Raw genomic sequence first — 19,994 nt, forward strand, 5'->3', positions numbered from 1 at the left:
CGTCATCCCTCCTTGGCATATCGTTCGCTCCGCTCTTGGCGCGAGGCAGCAGCCAGTTCCGCGGACGCTTGTCTTGCTTCCAGCTGAAGGCGGCGCGCTTCGCCCCGCTTCGCTTTCAAACGGATGATCCCCCCAGCAATGCCATGAGGGTAAAAAATGATGAGCAACGTCAATACAGGCCCGAAAATCAACATCCGATAATCTTGCAAAAACTGCAGCTGCTGGGACAAAAATGTAACCAAGAGCGTGCCGACAACCGGTCCGGCGAGCGTGCCAATCCCGCCGACAAGCAAATACGTTAAAAAGTCAAACATAACGCTGACGTACGCAATGTCTGGGCCGAGAAAACGGATGAACGATGCATACAGCGCCCCGGCCAGCGATGTAAAAAAGACCGAGAGAACAAACGAGGCGAGCTTGTTTTTCATCGTCGAAATGCCAAGCGTCAAGGCGAGCTCCTCGCTGTTGCGAATGGCAATGTACGTCCTCCCCGTCAGCGAATAAACAAGGCGATGCATGATCCAAACAACGACAAGCAAGAAAAACAACACCAAATAATATTGCGCGGCGGGCGTTTGAAACGAGAGCGGCCCGATGTCAGCCGGCGCCGGGATGCCAATGAAACCGCGCACTCCACCGGTTAAACTGTCCCATTTGTCAATGATCAAATAGATGATGTAGCCGACGCAAAGCGTATAAATGGCGAAAAAGTGTTCTTTCGTTCGCAAGGCGACAAGTCCGACGAAAACGCCGATCAACGTCGTCAGCAAACACGCTGCGGCAAAAGCAAGCCAAAACGGCCAGCCGGCTTTTACCGTCAAAATGCCGAGCGCATACGCGCCGATCGCAAAAAATCCAGCGTGGGCAAGCGACAAATACCCCGTATAGCCGGCAAACAAGTTCAATCCGTACACCGCAATCATCCAAATAAAGGAAATAGTCATCATATGCACGTAATAGCCGTTGGCAACGAAAAGCGGAAAGAGAATCGCCGCAGCGATGAGGGCAGCAAGCCATAGGCGCCGTTTTTCCAAAATGGCCATCAACGTCCCTCCTTGGCAAACAGTCCGTTCGGTTTGACTGTTAAAATGATGACGAGAATGGCGAAGGCGATAATATCCTTGTAGTCATTCGAAACATATGTCGCCCCCAAACTCTCGCTGAATCCTAAAATATAGCCGCCGACAATGGCGCCGGGAATGCTTCCCATGCCGCCGAGAATGATGATGACAAACGCTTTCAAGATGACGAGATGCCCCATGCCGGGAAACACAAGGTTGATCGGCGAAGCGAGCGACGCAGCCAGTGCGGCCAAACTGCCGGAAAGGAAAAACGTCAGCATGGCGACTTTATTCGTGTTAATGCCGACCAAATTCGCCCCTTCGCGGTTTTGCGCCATCGCGATGATCGAGGCGCCGATGAACGTTTTTTTCAAGAAGAGGTAAAGCAAGATCATGATGATGACAGCGGATGCGATGATGAGGATGCGTTGAATGGTCAATGTGAATCCGAACACCGTGACGACATCGCCATACGGGGTCGGCATCGTCTGATAGTCCGCCCCCCAGACAAACTGGGCAAACGCTTCCAAAAAGAGCAAGATGCCGATCGCCGCGATTTTATCATGGAGCGGCGGCGCATTGCGAAGCGGATAAAACACGAGCCGCTCCATCAAGACGCCAAGCAGCCCGACCGCCGCCATCGATGCGACGATCGCGAGCCCATACGGCATCCCGAGCTTTGTCATGGCCGTCAATGTGACATAACCGCCCATCATATACAGCGCGCCGTGGGCGAAGTTTGGAATGTGCAAAATGCCGTAAACGAGCGTCAACCCTAACGCCACGAGGCTGTAAACGCTTCCAACAGTCAGCCCGTTTAACAGCTGCTGAATGAACAACTCCATCCCGATCCCCCCTGTCTTGCCGCCAGATCAGTTCAGCGGCCTATCCGTCTCTTTGTTTATCTCCGTCCCATCAGGCGTCCGAATGCCATGTAAAATAAAATCGACGTAAATCTCGGTCAGCTCTCTTTCTGAAATGCTCCCATCCGGCTGAAACCAATAATAGCTCCAGTTCGTGATCCCAAGCAGGCCAAAGGTGATCATTTCCGCGTTGAGGGACGCCTTGAACTCGCCGCGCGCCATTCCGTCCCGAATAAGCTGTTCATACCGCTTGCGAAACAACCGCCGCTTGGCGCGGATCTCCTCCAAGTGGCCATCAGCCAAATGCCGCATTTCGCGGAAGAAAATGCGGGCGCTTTTCTTCCGCGTGCGAATGTTGCAAATGACCATATAGACGATCTCCCACAGTTTTTCCGTGCAGCTCGCCCCTGCATCTTCAAGGATGCGCTCCTGCTGCCGCAGCAAATCATCCATATAAGAAAGGCAAATATCAGAAAGCAGCTCTTCTTTGCTTTTGTAATAGTAATAGAATGCCCCCTTCGTTGCCCCAACCGCTTCCACGATTTCCTGCACCGACGTTTCTTTGAATCCTTTCCGTTCAAACAACTCAATGGCGGCTTCTCTTAACTTATCTTTCATTCCCTATGATCTCCGTTGCCTCATTCTCGTTCAATAATCGTCGCGATGCCTTGGCCGCCGCCGATGCACGCCGTAATCAGCGCATACTTTCCGCCGCGACGTTTCAATTCATACACCGCTTTCGTGATCAAAATCGCCCCGGTCGCGCCAAGCGGATGGCCGTGGGCAATGGCGCCGCCGTTGATATTCACTTTTTCCGGATCCATTTCAAGCTCTCGGTCGCAGGCGATCACTTGCGCGGCAAACGCTTCGTTGATTTCGATGATGTCCATCTCATCAAGCGTCAACCCCACTTTTTCCAGCACTTTTCTTGTCGCCGGCACCGGACCGATGCCCATGATGTTCGGGTCGACCCCGGCGACCGCATGGGCGCGGATGACGGCAAGCGGCTTTACGCCAAGCTCCTCTGCTTTTTCCCTTGACATGATGACGAGCGCGGAGGCGGCATCGTTTAGCCCCGAGCTGTTCCCGGCTGTCACCGTTCCGCCTTCCAAAAACGCCGGCGGCAGTTTGGCGAGCGCTTCCATCGTCGTGTTCGGACGCGGATGTTCATCCGTATCGAAGACGAATGGCTCGCCTTTTTTCACCGGAACGGTGATCGGCACGATTTGTTCGTCAAACCGTCCTTCCTGCATGGCACGCGCCATGCGCTGCTGGCTCCGCAAAGCAAACGTGTCCTGTTCTTCACGGCTGATGCCGTACTTTTTCGCTAAGTTTTCCGCCGTAATCCCCATCGGCGGGTCGCCGATCTCTTTTGGCGACAGCTGCGACTTGCGGAAGCTGGGCGGTGTTGAGCTGTACGGTTTTTCTGGGCGGTCCATCAAATACGGCGCGCGGCTCATGCTTTCCACGCCGCCGGCGATATAGACGTCCCCGTCGCCAGCCCAAATGGCTTGCGCCGCCAACGTCACAGCGTTAATGCCCGAACCGCATTGGCGGTCAACGGTCAAGCCCGTCAGCTCCAAGGACAACCCGGTTTGCAACGCCGTCAGCCGGGCGATGTTGCCGCCGCCGCTTAAGACATTGCCCATGATGACATCATCAACGTGCTCCGGGCCGATGTTCGCCCGCCGCATCGCTTCTTTGATCACTTCCGCGCCGTAAATATGCGCCGGCAGCGTCGCCAAAGCGCCTCCTTGGCGGGCAATGGCCGTCCGCACTGCGGACACAATGACAGCATCCCGTTTCATCATCATTCCCCCTTGCTCTTTGTGAACACATCCCCGCAAACGGGCCGACCCCCTTGCCCCGCTTACGGCTTCAGCTCTGGGGCCGCCCGTCTTTTTCAATCGTAAAGCGCAAAAATGGCTTCGCCTTTGACAACTTCCTTGCCATGTTGGTTGACGGCAGCGACATCAAACCGAATCGTCTTGCCGTCTTTTTCTTTCACCGTTGCTTTTAAAGTGATGACATCGTGTAAAAACACCATCGACTGAAAGCGGACAAAATAATTTTGCACAAACCCTTCTTCGTAATACGGCGTAAACAGCTTTGCGAGGTTGCCCATCGTCCACATGCCGTGGGCGATAATGCCTGGAAGTCCTGCCTTTTTCGCCTCGTCGTCGATCGTATGAATCGGATTGTAGTCGCCTGATGCGCCGGCATATTTGATCAAATCGAGCCGGGACACCGGGGGAAGCGTTACGTCAGGAAGCGACTGCCCTACTTGCCAATCGCGGATCGTCGTCATACGCTCATCGCCTTTCTAACCGCCTCGTTGATGATAATCGTCGAGGTCGAAGTAAAAACGAGATTCCCATCAGGGTCTTCGCCGTTGTTGGCGATGACCAAAAAGCCAAGCAGGCCCATGCTGCTTTGTTTTTCGTAATAATCTTTCACTTCCGCGTAGCAGTACAGCTCTTCGCCGACAAACAACGGACGTTCATAATGGAAGCGCTGCTCGCCGTGAATGAGCCCTTTGGCTGGCAATTTCAACCCTTCAATGACGCCGTAGTCAAACACGCGCGGAAACGTCGGCGGGGCAATGTTGCGCCCGTAGCGCGACCGTTTCCCCGTCTCTTCGTCCCAATAAATCGGGTTTGGGTCGCCGATCGCCTCGGCAAACTTTTTTACCGCCCCGCGCTCAACGACATTTTTCACTTTCGCCGACCGTTTGCCAATGTCATGTTGATACACGCTCCGCCCCCCCTTCAACATTTCGGGCCGCCGGCCACATACAGCACTTGGCCGTTGACAAACGACGACCGTTCGTCGGCGAAAAACGCAACCGCATGAGCGATGTCTTCCGGACGGCCGCTGCGCCCGACCGGGATGTTGGCGACGCTCGCTTGGATGAGCTGCTCAAACGAAATGCCGAGCCGCTCGGCGGTTGCTTTTGTCATATCGGTTTCAATGAATCCCGGGGCGACGGCGTTTGTCGTAATGCCGAACTTGCCGAGCTCGATCGCCAACGTTTTCGTAAAGCCTTGAATGCCGGCTTTCGCCGCCGAATAGTTCGCCTGGCCGCGGTTGCCGAGCGCGGAGGTCGACGAAATGTTGATGATGCGCCCGTACCCTTTTTCGACCATATATTTTTGCGCGGCGCGGGCGCAGTAAAACGCGCCTTTTAAATGGACGTCCATCACCGTTTGCCAGTCGTCATCGGTCATTTTAAACAGCAAATTGTCGCGGATGATGCCGGCGTTGTTGACGAGAATATCGAGCGAGCCGAATCGTTCGACCACTTCTTGCATCGTCGTTTCCACTTGTTCACGGTCGGTGACGCTCGCCACCTTGGCGTAAACGTCATACCCTTTTTCCCGCAGCTCCGCAGCCGTCGCTTCAAGGGCTTCTGCGTTTAAATCAATGAACGCCACTTTCGCTCCTTCTTCCGCGAAGCGGGTGACAATCGCCTTGCCAATGCCGCGGCTTCCTCCGGTCACAAACGCCACTCTTCCTGCAAACCGTTGGCTCATCGTGTTCTCCTCCCTTTCGATAACGCTTTCATTTTTTAGATGAACTGTCCAAGCTTCACGTGCCCTTTGATCAAATTGCGGGCGATAATGAGGCGCTGAATTTCGTCCGTGCCGTCGTAAATGCGCCACAATCTCGCTTCGCGATACCAACGCTCGATCGGCATTTCCTTCGTATAGCCCATGCCGCCGTGGATTTGCATGACGCGGTCGACGACGCGATTGCCCATGTTGGCGCCAAACAGTTTCGCCATCGACGCCAAGTGGCGGTTGTCCTCGCCTTGGTCGAGCGTAAACGCGGCATTTAAGACGAGCCATTTGGCCGCCTCAATTTCCACCGCCGAATCGGCGATCATCCATTGGATTGCTTGCCGCTCGGCGATCGGCTTGCCAAACGTGACGCGCTCTTTCGCATAATCGATCGCCATCTGCAGCAGCCGCTCGGCCGCTCCGACCGCACGGGCGCCGACGACCCAGCGGGCGTAGCCGATCCACTCAAGCCCAAGCTTATAGCCGTGATGCAGCTCGCCTAAAATGTTTTCTTCCGGCACGCGCACGTTTTCGAAAATCAAGCTGGCTGGCGTCGACGGCCCCATTGTATAGATCGGTTCGGAGCGCCAGCCCATCTCGCGGTCGACGATAAAACATGTCACCCCTTCACGCCCGTTCGAGGCTTGGTGACGCTCTTTGTCAGTGATGGCGATCACCATGACAAAATCGGCGTCATTGCCGCCGGTGATGAACGTTTTTTCCCCGTTCAGCACCCATTCATCCCCATCTTTGACCGCCGTCATTTTGATGTTGCGTGTATCGGACCCCGCCCCTGGCTCGGTCATGGCGAAACACGATTTTTTCTCGCCGTTGATCGTCGGGATCAAATATTTTTTCTTCTGCTCCTCATTGGCATAATACAAAATGTTGTCCGCCGACCCGCCGAACTGGAACGGAACGAGCGTTTTCGACACTTCCATTAGAACGATCGCCTGCATGACGTGGCCCAAGTTCGCGCCGCCGTATTCCTCCGGCGTGTTGATCCCCCAAAAACCCGCTTCTTTCGCTTTTAATTGCAATTCTTTCAATTTCTCCGGCGCAAGCCCGGGCTTCCCTTCCCGCTCGTTGCGCAACACTTCGTTTTCAAGCGGCATTAACTCTTTTTCGACAAACTTGCGGATCGCTTTTTGCACCATGCGCTGCTCGTCCGTTAAGCGCAAATACATGATTGTCCCCTCCGTTTTCCGTTACGCCTTTATGTTCGACTCCACCCATCAAAATACCAACCGGTTGGTATGTTATCTTTATTATATTAGAATGTTCTGAAAAGTACAATACCTTTTTCGATTTTTGTCCAACGGGCAAACGCTATATGCGTTCTCCCGTTGGCATGGAATCTATCAATCTATTCCGCCTGTATTTGCTTGCGCACGCTAGCGACCGTTTCCCCGATTCCGTCATAAATGACAAGGTCAAAGATTCCGTCCATTCTTGTCGCTGTTTTGTTGATCAACACTTTCTTTGTCGCCGGCGATTCGGCGGCCACGTAAAACGGGATTTGGTTGACGGGCGTCACTTCCAAGCTCGTTCCCATCGCCAAAAACAAATCGCTTTGCGCCGCCTTGGCAAACGCTTCTTCGATATGCGGCACAAGCCCGCCAAACAACACGACATCCGGTTTGACAATCGTCTGGCACTTTTCACAGCGCGGCACCTCGTGACGGTTGATAAACGACAGATCATATTTGTTGCCGCATGACGGGCATGTCGCCGTCTGCAGCGTGCCGTGCAGCTCAATGACATTCGTGCTTCCTGCTTTCGTATGCAGCCCATCAATATTTTGCGTCAAAATCGTCACCGTTTTGCCAATGTCCTCAAGCCAGCGGAGAAACCGATGTCCGTCATTCGGGGCAAAGCCGCCCATCATTTTTAATGAAAACAACCGCTTAAATCGACGCCAAAAATCAACCGGATCTTTCTTGTAGTAATGCTCTGACAAATAATATTCGACATGGTCCTCTTGGGCGTAAAGACCGTTTTCGCTGCGGAAATCAGGAATGCCGGACTCCGTGCTCATCCCGGCCCCGGTCAGGACGGCGATTGTATCGGCTTCTTTGATCCACTCAGCCAATCGTTTGACGGAACCCACGTTTTTCCACCTTCCATTTGACGGCATAATAAGAACATGATTTGTCTCCATAGTGTATTACCGAACATTTGCAAGCATGACATCCACTTTTTGTTTTCGTTTTTTCACGGCACGCGTGAAGCCTGGCCGCTCGCTTTGCGCATCACAGATTTTTCCTGCCATAACGACATGCAAAAGCACAGAAAGAGGACAGCACTGGCGACGATGTAAGGCAGGCGCATATCCACATCAAAGAGGACACCCGCCACAATCGGTCCTACAATCATTCCAAGACTTGTAAATGCAGAATTCAACCCGGCCATATAGCCTTGTTGACTGTCATCGATTTTGGACATCTGCGTGCTGACCGCAGGGCGCAAAATATCAATCGCTAAAAAAACAAGAACTGTAGCAGCTAAAAGCATTCCCCATGTGGACGCAAGCAACGTTGTCATAATGAACAATGCAGACAACAACAAGCAGGCAGAAACGACTCGCTGTTCACCAAAACGTCTCAACAACCAGCTAAATGTGGTCAATTGGACGATCGGACCAGCAATCGAACCAACTGTCACGATGAAAGCGATCTCTTTTGGGGAGAATCCAAATCGATGATCAACAAATAAGCTGAAAATCGTTTCGAAATTGGCCAGTCCAAATGACAGCGCAAATAGAATCAGCAAACTAAAAAAGTACGGCTGGCGGTGAACTTGAGAAAGTTGAGCCCAAAACAGCGCATGCTCCTTTTGACCTGTTCCAACCGATTCAGGCGAATGAGATTCTGGAAGAAACAATGCCGTCACGACAGCAGCCGTCACTCCTGCTACAGCTGCAAACGCGAAAGGAACGCGAACCCCCCACTCCGCCATGTATCCCCCTATGCCCGGACCAATCATAAACCCCATTGTAATCGCCGCATTAATATATCCAATTCCTGTCGCTCTTTCTTCATTTGTGGTGACATCTGCAGCATACGCCATCACGGCTGGCATGGTGAGGGAGGCGCTTATCCCGCCGATCACCCTTGAGAAAAACAGCTCAAAAACATGATCAGCATAACCGAACATCCATTCAGAAAAGGCAAACAGAAGCATCCCCCAAAACATCAACTTTTTTCGTCCGACCACATCCGCAAGTTTGCCCGCTGCCGGCGAACAAAGAAACTGTGTCAAAGAAAAAACGGCCACAAGCCATCCGACCGTTCCTCCTGAAATGCCTAATTGCTCGATAAACGCCGGCATAACCGGAATCATCAAGCCGACTCCGATGAACACGAGCAATAAATTGCACATCAAAATAAACAAGGCTCCGCGCTTTTTAAACAGCAGTTGCATGTTTATCCTCCTAAGCAAGAAGCTAACGCAAATTGAACCCTTTCTCTTCTACAAACTCCTTCATGTACATCCGAACTTGGCGGCTGAGCGTATCAGCCATCTGCCCGGTCCATGTGTCGCGGCGGCGGCCGTTTGTCCGTTGTTCATAATAGGTAGAAACGGTTTCATTGTAGCGCTGCAGCTGCTCGATGAATCGTGCGCGGTCTTGGTCGTATTCGTCCTCGTGATAAACGTGTTCAAAGGGCAACCGCGGCTTTTGATCCGGCGTTTGCGCAGGATAGCCGACGGCAAGCCCAAACAGCGGAATGACCCGCTTCGGCACATTTAGCAGCGCACATACTTCCGGCAAATGGTTGCGCAGCCCGCCGATGTAGCAGATGCCAAGCCCCATCGACTCCGCGGCAATGGCGGCGTTTTGCGCTGCAAGCGCCGTGTCAATCAGCGCGACCATAAACTTTTCCGTGCTTTCAAGCGACGGAATCACGTCTTTTTCCTCGATTTCACCGATGAGCTCATGGCGGTGAAAATCGGCGCAAAACACAAAGAAATGGCCGTTATGCTCGACATAGGATTGATTTCCGGCCAGCTCGGCGAGCTTCCGTTTTTTCTCCGGATCTTTCACCCCCATGATCGAGTACGCTTGAACATAGCTTGAAGTCGACGCCGCTTGGGCGCATTCAACAATCGTGCGGATTTGTTCATCCGTGAGCGGCCTGTCTTCAAACCGGCGGATCGAACGGTGCTGGAGAATCGTTTCGATGACTTGGTTCATGCCTATGTCCTCCTTAACAGCCGAACGGCTTCTTTTTGTGAACATGATAGCAAAAAAGAAAGAGCCATACAATGAATCAGCTCTTTCCCTTCCGTTATTGCCCAAACCGCCCTTCTTGATAGTCGCGAATCGCCTCGCGGATTTGTTCGGGCGTGTTCATGACGAACGGCCCGTAGGCGGCGACCGGTTCGTTCACTGGCTCGCCGGCGTAAAGAAGGAGGCGCAGTTTTTCACGGGCGGTCACGTTTAGCTCCGTTTTTTCGCCGCGGTCGTGGCGGCTGAAAAACAGCGCTTGCCCGGCTTTTCCTTCCGTATGGTCAGCCCCGAACGTGCCGCTCCCTTCTAAAATGTACAAAAAGCCGTTGTAATGCCCCGGCAAGTCTTGGGCGACCGTCGCTCCCGGCTCCACCGTCATTTCCACCATCGTCACCGGAACGATGTTCTTCGTCGGCGCTTTGACGCCTTTGGATGAGCCGGAAAAGACGCGGATCATCGCTCCTTCCTCTTTTCGCACCGGCATCTCTTCAGCGCGCAAGTTTTGGTATCGCGGCTCGGTCATTTTATGCGTGCTCGGCAAATTGACCCATAACTGAAGACTGTGCACCGTCGAACCGGGCGCCGGATCTTCTTTATGGACGACGCCGCGGCCGGCCGTCATCCATTGCACATCCCCGGGCCCGAGCGCGCCGTGGCCGGCTTTGCTGTCGAAATGTTCAAGCTCGCCGCTGATCACATACGTGACCGTCTCAATGCCGCGGTGCGGATGGACGTCAAATGTTCCGCGCTCAAAAATGTCTTCCATCAGCAGCAAAAACGGATCATACTCTTGCCAGTTCCCAGGCTCAAGCACCGGACCGCTGCGATGAATCGGACTGTTGGTGGTCATTTGCACGGTTTTCACGCGGCGAATGCGGCGTTGAATGACCATAACCTCTCCTCCCTTATGTTGCGCAATCCCGGCCGTTGCCGGAAGGAGTGCGGCTCAATCAGCAAACCGCTTCCCCCTTCATCGTACCGAATTCAACGAAAAACAGGCAAGTCATCTGCCTGAAAAATGGCTGCCATACCGCTCGCAAAAAACAAAAAAATCTGCCGACAATCGGCAGGTGGACGTTTGTATGTGGAAGAAGAATTCCAACCCCACCATAAAACGATTGATATTTCAAGGACGAATGGACATGCTCGTTCACCACGTGCAAAAATGGATATCCTTTTTGTTGCCGGGTGATCGGGCAAAGCACCGCAAACCCTGTCAATTGATTGAACCGCTTTGGTGATAGAACGATGCCGGGCCTTTTTCCTGCCTGCTCATGCCCTGCTTGTGGATTGAATTACATTTGAAGAAAGTCAATAGGATTCCCAAAAAATGAAAAACGACTGCCAACGCAGTCGCATCAAGGGTTTCATGATTGATAATTTGACAGGATCGGATGTTAGAAATGGAGGAAGAGGGATTCGAACCCCCGCAGGCTGTGACACCCCTAGCGGTTTTCGAAACCGCCCCCTTCAGCCAGACTTGGGTATTCCTCCGTGTAAAAATGGAGCCTATCGGATTCGAACCGATGACCTCCTGCGTGCGGGGCAGGCGCTCTCCCAGCTGAGCTAAGGCCCCAGATTCATGATCGGGAAGACAGGATTTGAACCTGCGACCTCACGGACCCGAACCGTGTGCTCTACCAAGCTGAGCTACTTCCCGATATAGGCTGGTTTACCTTGCGACAATTCATATTCTATATAAACCTCAAAGGAAAGTCAATAGTTTTTTTATCTTTTTTTCGTCATAACGGATGAAAATTCATCTTTTTTCTGAAACGGCCTGCATAGCTGTCGCTCCTTTTTTCCTATACTAAAAACACAGCAACCGTGTAAAGGAAAGGGGGCGCTTTGTGAAACTTATTCCGCCGGCGCGGCGCAAGCGGGCGCATTTGTCGCAATTGACAACCACCCATTTCCATTTGCGTCATCCGCTTGTCGTCGCCTTTTTTTCCTTTTCGTTTCCGGGTTTCGGCAATTTGATGCAGCAACGCTATGCCACAGCCTTTATGTTAATCCTCTGGGAGTTGTTTATCAACACAAAAGCCCATATCAATACAGGTATATTATACTCGCTCCTCGGCGATTTTGAAAAGGCCAAAGCGGCGCTCGACGAGCGATGGCTCATGTTTTACGTCGCCATCTATATGTACAGCATTTGGGACAGTTACCGCGGCTCCGTCGACATGAATAAGCTGTATTTGCTCGCCGACCGCGAAGATGCGCCGATCTCTTCCATCCGAATGGGAATATGGGATATTAATTATTTGGACAAGCGCGAGCCTTGGCTGGCGCTGGTCTGGTCGGTGCTCGCCCCGGGCCTTGGCCATTTGTATGTCCATAAAGTGATCACAGGCCTGTTTATCTTCACCTTTACCATTTTGGTATCGTATTTCGCCCACTTGCCCGAAGCGATTACGTACACGCTGACGGGCCGATTGGATTGTGCAACGAAGATCATCGATATGCAGTGGGCGCTTTATCTGCCATCGATTTATTCGTTCATCTTTTACGATGCTTACGTATCAGCGGTCGAATACAACAAGTTGTTTGAAAAAGAACTAGCCCACTATTTGCGGCGCCGCTTTCAGCCGAAACGGTTCGCATGGCCGATTTGATGGGAGGCGTTTCATGATTGTCATTGCCACTTTCGAGAGCCACCTATTCGTTGAACTGGCGATTTCAGCGCTTCAAGAAAAAGGGATTGCTGAACATCAGATTTTTGCAGTCCCGCTCAACCGCTCTGCCGAACCGCCGCGCCTGCTTGATACGCTCCATCACGCCAACGGGTTCAGCTTCCTTGACTTGGCGGCGATTTTAGGAACGTGCTTGATGCTGCTAGGGGCGATTTACGGCTATGTGTTGGCATGGGGTCCGATCATTTGGGGGATTATCGGGGCTGTTTTAGGCATCGGAATCGGCATTTTGCTCAAATGGTGGGTAAACCGAAAATCCACGCACCGTCAAAGCCGCACAGGCGCTGATATCGTGCTTCTCATCCGTTGCGATGAACAGCAATGGCCGGCCGTGGAGCAGTTGCTGCGGAGCCATCACGCACTTGGACTCGCCGGCGTTCACGACAAGCAGCCGAATAGATAGGCATTTCATCCCCTTTCACTGAAAAACCCGAGGGAACACCCCCTCGGGTTTTCGCCGCTCTGCCGTTTTCAATAGACATCTCGCCGCATAAAGACAAAAAAAGCAACAAGAAGCCCTGCAAGCCCCCAGACAGCCAGCACGGCCATCGAAAAGCCAAGCGTCATCCCCTCAATCGGCGGAGCCGCTCCTTTTATGTAATCCGTCAGCCGCAAATTGACCATAAACAAATATTTTGCCGAATGCCACGACGACACCATGTTCGACAAAATCGCGCCAGAAATCAATGCTGCGAGCATAATGCCCATCACCGCCGCCGTGCTTCGAAGCAGCACGGAACACATAAACGTCAGCGTGCCGACGACAACACTCACAAACGCGGCCAGCCCGAGCTCGATCAAAATGTACTTCCATTGCGGAATCATGTGGACATTCGCTGTATTGAGATCCTCTCCTTGCTGGACAAATCCGGTCAATAGCGGCAGACGGAAGCCGCCATATCCAAACACGAGTCCGGAGATGGCATACGACAGCACCGCCGCCATCAGCATAATGAGCGACACCGACAGGAGCAACGCGATATATTTACTTAACAAAATTTTCCATCGCTTCACCGGCCGAACGAGAAGCAGCTTGATCGTTCCAGCGCTTGCCTCGGACGACACTAAATCGGCCGCCACCACCATCACCAAAAGCGGCAAAAACAAGTCGATGGCGTTTTCGATAAACGTCCGCATAAACGTCGGCGCTCCAGGGGCGGACGGATTAATGTTGTGCTCTAAGTAGTACTGCTGCTGCTTGAGGCGGATTTGCAAGTATTTCCGCCATTCCTCCGACATGCTCGGCGACTGCAAGCGGTTTTGCAAATCGACGATTTGCTGCTGCAGCTGCGTCCGCCAGTCGGTCGTGCCAAGCCGTTTTCTCAGCTCTTCCGTCTCGCGGTATTGAGCGTATGTAAACAAGGCGACGAGCACCGCAATGATGGCGGCGATCACCCATAGCCGCTTTTTGCGGACAATTTTCAACATTTCATTATACACGAGCTTACTCAATCGTTTCGCCCCCTGTCAGCTCGATAAACAAATCTTCGAGCGTCGGCAGCCGCGGCTCAATTTTGGAAACGGAGACGCCAGCTTGGACAAGCTTGGCGTTCCAAGCGGCTAGTCTCGACGGCTCATATGGCGTGACGATCGTCTCTTCATCGGCGCGCAACACCTCGGTTTCCTCCGCTAACAGCGCCCGCGCCCGCTCGATCGGGACGGCTTTCCAAACGACGCGCGCCTGTTGGTTTAACAGCCGCTCCACCGTGTCCACAGCCAAGAGCCGTCCTTTCGCCATAATGGCAACGCGGTCGCACATTAATTGAATTTCACTTAACAAATGCGACGAAACAAGGACGCTCAACCCTTCCGTTTCCGCCAAAAAGCGGATGAAGGCGCGCATTTCGCGAATGCCGGCCGGGTCAAGGCCGTTGGTCGGCTCGTCCAAAATGAGCACCTTCGGCTTTCCAAGCAGCGCCTGCGCGATGCCGAGCCGCTGCCGCATGCCGAGCGAATACGTGCCCACACGGTCATGGATGCGCTGTTCCAGCCCGACGAGCTTCGCCACTTCCATGATCCGATCTGCACCAATTCCCGGCATCATGCGGGCGAAATGTTCAAGGTTTTCCCAGCCTGTTAAATACGGATACATTTCTGGGTTTTCGACGATGCAGCCGATCTGGCGGATCGCGTCGATAAACTGGCGGTGAAGATCATACCCGCCAATCGCCACCGTCCCCGACGTCGGCCGAATGAGCCCGACGAGCATGCGGATCGTCGTCGTTTTTCCCGCGCCGTTTGGCCCTAAAAAACCGAATACTTCCCCCTCATGCAACTCAAACGAAATGCCTTTAATAATTTCCTTGCCGCGAATCGTTTTCCGCAGCTCTTTGACCGCTAACGTCACCTGTTTGGTCATTGTTCACCCTCCTCCGTCAACGTGATGAGCGAGGCGACGCGCTCTCCAATCCGCTTGTAGCCTGCCGCGTTTGGATGAAAATGGTCGCTGTACAAATAGTCATTGACATGGAGGGCAAACAAATCAAACGTCGGCACCGCGACGATGTTCGGATAGCGGGCCGCCACTTCCGCTGATGCAAAATTCCAATCGCGCACAACGGCCGACGTCCGTTTGGCATCGTTTAAATCGCCAAACGGGTTGTACAAACCGATTGCAAAAATGACCGCTTCGCTGTTGAAGCGGCGCAGCGCGGCGAAAATGTGGTCTAGGTTGGCTGCATACCGGCGCTTCGCTTCATCCAGCTGCTTGGCGTTCAACCGAAGCGCTTCCCCCCCTTGAAACAAGTCGTTGCCGCCGATCGTCATCACGATCAAATCCGCCATGGCGACTTGCCGTTGAATCTCAGGCTGGCCAAGCTGGCGAAGCAGCCCGTCGGAGCGAAGGCCGCGGATGGCCAAATTCGTCACACGGATCGGCCGATCCGTTTGCCGGCGAAGCGCATCGACCATATAGCCAACATACCCTTTGCCGCTTTCATCGCCCGTTCCTCTCGTCAACGAATCGCCAAGAGCAACAATATCCATTTTCTCGTCATGTTGCCTTGTTTCAGCCGTCGGCGGCCGTTGTTCTTTTGTCGGCGGCTTGGCGACCGAAAAAAACTGGTCTTGCACCGCCAATGCCAGGCCGCCAAGCCAAAGCGCTCCAGACAGAGCGGCAACAACGATGAGAAACGAAACAACTCTCCGGCCCATGCCACCACCTCATCTCTTCATTGGGTTTCTTCCAACCGTTCCTCTTTTTGCTTAACATCATTGGTTTGATCCAACCGTTGCCGATTTATGCGCCAATGCTTCGGATTCCAATACCCTTTCAGCTTCATCGCCGCTTCTTTTCCAGCCAGCAGCACCCCAAGCCAAAACATGACTTCCGCCGCCGCAATGACCGCGGCGACAATCGTTGCCTTGACGGCGGCTGAAAACGGCAGAAACGGCGCGATGGGCACCGCCACCCAAACGACGAACGAGGCGATGATGAGGCCAATGCCAATGCGATACAAAACCGGTTTCTCTTGCTTCACGTCCCCACCTCCTTATGGCGTCGTGGTTGCGAACAAAGATCGGGATCATGCACTTCCACTCTACCATATCCACCTCCCTTTCACGAAACGGCGCGCCTGAAGCCGTGCGCTTCGCTGCCAACAAACGCCTATCTTGTTCCCAAAACACAAGGAGCACCGTTTTGAAAAAGAAAAAAGCCGGCCTCATGGCACGAAACCAAGCAGACGGATTCGTCATCATCGTTATACGTATTGACAAAGAAAAGGTGTCCCTTTTATGCTCGGGACACCGTTCATTCACTCCCATCACCGTCGCTTATGCCAGTAATCGATCAACCCCATCGCGCACACTTGCAGATCAAGCTCGATCGCCGCATGCGCCGGCGACGAAGGCGGAACGCCATGTTCGTTCAAAAAAGCCTCTACATCGCGGCGCAACCGTTGTGCAGCGATTTTCGCCTGCTCTGCGGGCGATGCTTCCGGATTTCGTTCGACCGCTTCCTTCCCGGCCGCGACAAACTTTGGCAGCCAAACGCGAAGCTGACGGAACGCTTCCTGCGGGTCATCGAGCATACCAAAATGACCAAAATACATGCGTTCCGGTCTCAGCTCCTCAAGTCTTGCCGCCGACTGCTCCATGGCCTCGGGATCAAATTGGTTCGGGGACGTTGAAGGCAGGCAAAACGCAAGCCCCGCTTCTTGCAGCTGCGGATAAAAAACGCCGATCGTATCGCCGGTGAACACGCCGCGGCTGTACGAATCATAAATCGAAACGTGATGGTTCGCATGCCCCGGCGTATCATAAAACACAAGCGTCCGCTCCGCACTCAACGCCAACGTTTCCCCGTCCTCTTTCACAATCAATCGCTCTTCTGGCACCGGAAGAATCGGATCAAAGAGCGACTCAAACTGCGCGCCGTACACCGCCTTCGCCCCGGCGATGAGGCGCGATGGATCAGCCAAATGCCGCTTCCCTTTCGGATGGACGACAACCATCGCATTCGGGCAATGCTGAAGAAGCAGCCCCACGCCGCCCGCATGATCCAAATGAATATGGGTAACGATAATATAGCGGATCTCGCCCGGGTCAATATGAAGCGCTTTCAACCCAGCAAGCAAATGCGGCACCGACGGGCTTGGCCCTGTTTCCACGATCGCCAAGTTCTCTTCGTGAAGCACGTATGTACCGGTGCGCTGCGGCATGTGCAAATCATACAAATCGATGAGTGAAATGCGGCGGCCGAGATCAAGCGGCTGTGCCATATTCCCTCTCCCCCTTTGGTTGATGATGCAGAATATTTTAACATAGAAACTGGCTTCCCGCTACAGGGGCTGATAAAAAAGCAGCCCCTGCCCAGAGGGCAAGAGCCGCCTTCTCGTTTCAACTGTCGTCAACGGGGCAACAACTGCTACGCGCGCTATTTTTGAGGGCAGGCGCTGTCGACCGTTGCCCTCCGCAGCACGAACAAGCTCCCTGATGCTCAACCCGATCGCATCCAACGCTGCCGCCAACGGAAAGACACCGTCGTTTGCCAAGCGCGCCCAATGCTTACGACGCCAACTCCCTGCTAGTCGCCTTTCCTTTCCGTCCGTTTCTGATCGCTAGCCATACCGCCGCGGCCCAGCCGATGACGATGAGGCCATAAACGGTCGGATACACCGGCGCAGGCGCCTCCCAAGCGTGCAGGAGCGTGCGGACGTTCGTCAAAATAATCAACCCGCCGACCAACACTCCAAGCAAATGGGACGGCAGTTTGCGCACAAGCCAAGCGGCGATCGGCGCAGCAACGACCCCGCCGGCCATGAGCGTCAGCACCCAGTACCAGTTCACTTGCTCCCAACCAAGCGAAATGACGAATCCGAGCGTCGCCGACAGCGCGACGGCAAATTCGGACGTGTCGACGGTGCCGACCACCTTGCGCGCTTCCATGCTTTTATTGGCCAGCAACACCGGCGTCGCAATCGGCCCCCATCCCCCACCGCCGGTCGCATCAAGGAAGCCAGCCGCCAATCCGAGAGGGACGAGCTGCTTATTGGACCACTGTTTTCCGGGCGAAGACGGCGTTCGGCCGTTCAACACTAAAAATCGATAAATAATGTAAAAGCCAAGCGCCAACAAAAATAAGGATACATACGGCTTAATCAAATCGCCCGGCAAGTTGCTTAAAAAGCAAGCCCCGACAAACGCGCCGACCGACCCGGGAATGATGAGCCTAAAGGCCATGCTGCGGTCGACGTTGCCGAACTTCCAATGGGAAGCGCCAGATGCCGCCGTCGTCACCACTTCCGCCAAATGAACGGACGCCGAGGCAACAGCCGGAGCAATGCCGAACGTCAACAGCAGCGTCGACGACGTGACGCCATACGCCATCCCAAGCGAGCCGTCAATCAGCTGGGCGATAAATCCTACAAACACAAAAACGATCAGTTTTTTCATTGGTTTCCCTCCGTTTGCAATGGTTGAGCGCGTTACTTATAATTTAAATCTCATTATTCATAGATGTCAACTATGAATTTTAAAAAATAAAAAATACCCGTGGTGCTAGATAAACGTAAACAAGCATAAAAACAGCCCTTGCATGAGGATCCCCCTTAAAATAAATAAAGACAAACAGCCGCCTGCAGAAAAAAGCGCCCCGAATATGGCGACGGGGCACCTTTTGGATGCTGGCTTTCGATCAGAACTTCCCTTGATACCGCTCGATTTCCCAAGCGTGGACTTCCGTGCGGTAGCTGTTCCATTCGTCTTTTTTCATCGCGACGTATTCGTTGAATACGTGCTCGCCAAGCGTCGCGCGGCCGATTTCTCCGCTTTCCAGCGCTGCGATGGCTTCGCCTAAGTTTTCCGGCAAGTTGTCAATTCCAAGCTCCGCACGGCGTTCTTCCGACATATGGAAGATGTCTTCATCAATCGGCGCCGGAGCGGTTAACCCTTTTTCGACACCGTCAAGGCCAGCGGCAGCGATGATGGCATACGCCAAATACGGATTGGCCGACGGATCCGGGCAACGGAGCTCAACGCGCGTCGCGACACCGCGTTTGGCCGGAATGCGGATGAGCGCCGAACGGTTGGAAGCAGACCAAGCGATATAGCAAGGCGCTTCATACCCTGGCACAAGCCGTTTGTACGAGTTGACAAGCGGGTTCGTAACCGCCGCGAAGTGTTTTACGTTTTTCAGCAAGCCCGCGATGAATTGGTACGCTGTTTCTGACAACTGGTTCGCATCGTTCGGATCAAAGAACGCATTTTCCCCGTCTTTGAAGAGGGAAATGTTGACATGCATGCCTGAACCGTTGATGCCAAACACCGGTTTTGGCATAAACGTCGCATGGAGACCGAACTTGCTGGCAATCGTTTTGACAACCCATTTGTACGTCGTCGCATTGTCCGCCGCACCGAGCGCATCGGCATATTTGAAGTTGATCTCATGCTGGCCTTCCGCCACTTCATGGTGCGACGCTTCAATCGTAAAGCCCATCGCTTTTAAGGTGCGGTAAATTTCAAGGCGAACGCGTTCGCCCAAGTCTTTCGGAGACGGTTCGAAATAACCGCCGCCATCATGGAGCTCGAGCGTCGGATTGCCGTTTTCATCGGCTTTGAACAGGAAAAACTCCAGCTCCGGACCGACCGAGATCGTATATCCTTTTTCCGCCGCCCGCTCGATCGTTTTTTTCAGCACGTTGCGCGGGTCGCCTTCAAACAGCGTGCCGTCCGGATTGGTCACCGAGCAGAGAAAGCGCGCTTCCGCATAGCCTTCCTCGACCGTCCACGGCAAAACAGCAAACGTATTCAAATCCGGAAGAAGATACAAGTCGGAACGGTTGATCGGCGAGAAGCCTTTGATCGACGAACCATCAAACATGATTTTCCCTTCGACAACATCATCAAGCTGTTCAGCCGTCACGGTCACGTGCTTTAAGATCCCTTCAATGTCGACAAACTGCAAATGAAGAAGCTCCACGTTTTTTTCTTTGATCTTCTCTTTAATTTGTTCCAACAACTCCGTTTGTGTAGAGGAAACGAACGTTTTTGACATGTTACATTACCTCACATTCGTACGTTTATTTTTCTAACATGCTTTTATTATAGAAAAAGAGAAGCCGTTTGGCAACACTTTTTTATCAATT

21 protein-coding genes, 3 tRNA genes and 1 pseudogene are annotated in these 19,994 nt (G+C 53.3%); 2 read left to right on the forward strand and 23 right to left on the reverse strand.

Features of this window, described 5'->3' with window-relative positions; genetic code table 11:
* Positions 1-2: 2 nt before the first annotated feature.
* From B9L19_RS10095 to B9L19_RS10170, 16 genes and pseudogenes are all read right to left on the reverse strand, one after another.
* On the reverse strand, positions 3-1,043 hold the full coding sequence (locus tag B9L19_RS10095) for a branched-chain amino acid ABC transporter permease (RefSeq protein WP_047753140.1): 1,041 nt from the start codon (positions 1,041-1,043) through the stop codon (positions 3-5).
* Complete coding sequence (locus B9L19_RS10100; RefSeq protein WP_025950234.1) at positions 1,043-1,906, reverse strand: branched-chain amino acid ABC transporter permease; 864 nt, start codon at positions 1,904-1,906, stop codon at positions 1,043-1,045. The genes B9L19_RS10095 and B9L19_RS10100 overlap by 1 nt, the downstream gene beginning before the upstream one ends.
* A 27-nt stretch (positions 1,907-1,933) precedes the next feature.
* Positions 1,934-2,542 (reverse strand): TetR/AcrR family transcriptional regulator, encoded by a 609-nt coding sequence (locus tag B9L19_RS10105; protein WP_047753141.1) that lies wholly within the window; start codon positions 2,540-2,542, stop codon positions 1,934-1,936.
* Between the two features lie 20 nt (positions 2,543-2,562).
* On the reverse strand, positions 2,563-3,732 hold the full coding sequence (locus B9L19_RS10110; RefSeq protein ID WP_025950236.1) for a thiolase family protein: 1,170 nt from the start codon (positions 3,730-3,732) through the stop codon (positions 2,563-2,565).
* A gap of 95 nt (positions 3,733-3,827) precedes the next feature.
* Positions 3,828-4,232, reverse strand: a complete 405-nt coding sequence (locus B9L19_RS10115; protein ID WP_033024253.1) for a MaoC family dehydratase — start codon at positions 4,230-4,232, stop codon at positions 3,828-3,830.
* Complete coding sequence (locus B9L19_RS10120) at positions 4,229-4,678, reverse strand: MaoC family dehydratase N-terminal domain-containing protein (protein WP_025950237.1); 450 nt, start codon at positions 4,676-4,678, stop codon at positions 4,229-4,231. Before B9L19_RS10120 ends, B9L19_RS10115 begins: the two co-directional genes overlap by 4 nt.
* A 14-nt stretch (positions 4,679-4,692) precedes the next feature.
* Positions 4,693-5,457 (reverse strand): 3-oxoacyl-ACP reductase FabG, encoded by a 765-nt coding sequence (gene fabG, locus B9L19_RS10125; RefSeq protein WP_025950238.1) that lies wholly within the window; start codon positions 5,455-5,457, stop codon positions 4,693-4,695.
* Between the two features lie 35 nt (positions 5,458-5,492).
* On the reverse strand, positions 5,493-6,671 hold the full coding sequence (locus tag B9L19_RS10130) for an acyl-CoA dehydrogenase family protein (RefSeq protein WP_025950239.1): 1,179 nt from the start codon (positions 6,669-6,671) through the stop codon (positions 5,493-5,495).
* A 179-nt stretch (positions 6,672-6,850) separates the two neighbouring features.
* Positions 6,851-7,594, reverse strand: a complete 744-nt coding sequence (locus B9L19_RS10135) for an NAD-dependent protein deacylase (protein WP_025950240.1) — start codon at positions 7,592-7,594, stop codon at positions 6,851-6,853.
* 104 nt (positions 7,595-7,698) lie between these two features.
* Positions 7,699-8,907, reverse strand: a complete 1,209-nt coding sequence (locus tag B9L19_RS10140; RefSeq protein WP_025950241.1) for an MFS transporter — start codon at positions 8,905-8,907, stop codon at positions 7,699-7,701.
* 22 nt (positions 8,908-8,929) lie between these two features.
* Complete coding sequence (gene nfsA / locus B9L19_RS10145) at positions 8,930-9,679, reverse strand: oxygen-insensitive NADPH nitroreductase (RefSeq protein WP_025950242.1); 750 nt, start codon at positions 9,677-9,679, stop codon at positions 8,930-8,932.
* A 94-nt stretch (positions 9,680-9,773) separates the two neighbouring features.
* Positions 9,774-10,607, reverse strand: a complete 834-nt coding sequence (locus B9L19_RS10150; protein WP_047753143.1) for a pirin family protein — start codon at positions 10,605-10,607, stop codon at positions 9,774-9,776.
* Positions 10,608-10,878: 271 nt separating this feature from the next.
* Positions 10,879-11,010, reverse strand: a pseudogene (locus B9L19_RS10155) (type II toxin-antitoxin system PemK/MazF family toxin); the annotation flags it as partial.
* A gap of 109 nt (positions 11,011-11,119) precedes the next feature.
* Positions 11,120-11,209, reverse strand: a tRNA-Ser gene (locus B9L19_RS10160).
* Between the two features lie 9 nt (positions 11,210-11,218).
* A tRNA-Ala gene (locus B9L19_RS10165) sits at positions 11,219-11,291 on the reverse strand.
* A gap of 10 nt (positions 11,292-11,301) precedes the next feature.
* Positions 11,302-11,375: transfer RNA gene (locus tag B9L19_RS10170), tRNA-Pro, on the reverse strand.
* 190 nt (positions 11,376-11,565) lie between these two features.
* Here B9L19_RS10170 and B9L19_RS10175 point away from each other — a divergent pair.
* Entirely contained in the window at positions 11,566-12,330 is a 765-nt protein-coding gene (locus B9L19_RS10175) for a hypothetical protein (protein ID WP_025950245.1), read from the forward strand.
* A gap of 13 nt (positions 12,331-12,343) precedes the next feature.
* Complete coding sequence (locus tag B9L19_RS10180) at positions 12,344-12,811, forward strand: hypothetical protein (protein WP_025950246.1); 468 nt, start codon at positions 12,344-12,346, stop codon at positions 12,809-12,811.
* Between the two features lie 68 nt (positions 12,812-12,879).
* Here B9L19_RS10180 and B9L19_RS10185 read toward each other — a convergent pair whose 3' ends face one another.
* From B9L19_RS10185 to glnA, 7 genes are all read right to left on the reverse strand, one after another.
* Positions 12,880-13,860, reverse strand: a complete 981-nt coding sequence (locus B9L19_RS10185; protein ID WP_047753144.1) for an ABC transporter permease — start codon at positions 13,858-13,860, stop codon at positions 12,880-12,882.
* Positions 13,853-14,767 (reverse strand): ABC transporter ATP-binding protein, encoded by a 915-nt coding sequence (locus B9L19_RS10190; RefSeq protein WP_047753145.1) that lies wholly within the window; start codon positions 14,765-14,767, stop codon positions 13,853-13,855. Before B9L19_RS10190 ends, B9L19_RS10185 begins: the two co-directional genes overlap by 8 nt.
* A complete protein-coding gene (locus B9L19_RS10195) occupies positions 14,764-15,561 on the reverse strand; it encodes an SGNH/GDSL hydrolase family protein (protein ID WP_025950249.1) in 798 nt (265 codons plus the stop codon). The genes B9L19_RS10190 and B9L19_RS10195 overlap by 4 nt, the downstream gene beginning before the upstream one ends.
* Before the next feature lie 17 nt (positions 15,562-15,578).
* Positions 15,579-15,887 (reverse strand): transporter suffix domain-containing protein, encoded by a 309-nt coding sequence (locus B9L19_RS10200; RefSeq protein WP_425268979.1) that lies wholly within the window; start codon positions 15,885-15,887, stop codon positions 15,579-15,581.
* A 285-nt stretch (positions 15,888-16,172) separates the two neighbouring features.
* A complete protein-coding gene (locus B9L19_RS10205; protein ID WP_047753146.1) occupies positions 16,173-17,129 on the reverse strand; it encodes an MBL fold metallo-hydrolase in 957 nt (318 codons plus the stop codon).
* 286 nt (positions 17,130-17,415) lie between these two features.
* Positions 17,416-18,303 carry a sulfite exporter TauE/SafE family protein gene (locus B9L19_RS10215; protein WP_025950252.1) on the reverse strand — a complete coding sequence of 296 codons (888 nt, stop codon included), beginning with the start codon at positions 18,301-18,303 and terminating at the stop codon, positions 17,416-17,418.
* Positions 18,304-18,544: 241 nt separating this feature from the next.
* Positions 18,545-19,903, reverse strand: a complete 1,359-nt coding sequence (gene glnA, locus B9L19_RS10220) for a type I glutamate--ammonia ligase (protein ID WP_047753148.1) — start codon at positions 19,901-19,903, stop codon at positions 18,545-18,547.
* Positions 19,904-19,994 lie beyond the last annotated feature (91 nt).

It is taken from the genome of Geobacillus thermocatenulatus (assembly GCF_002217655.1).
Classification (GTDB): Bacteria; Bacillota; Bacilli; order Bacillales; family Anoxybacillaceae; genus Geobacillus; species Geobacillus thermocatenulatus.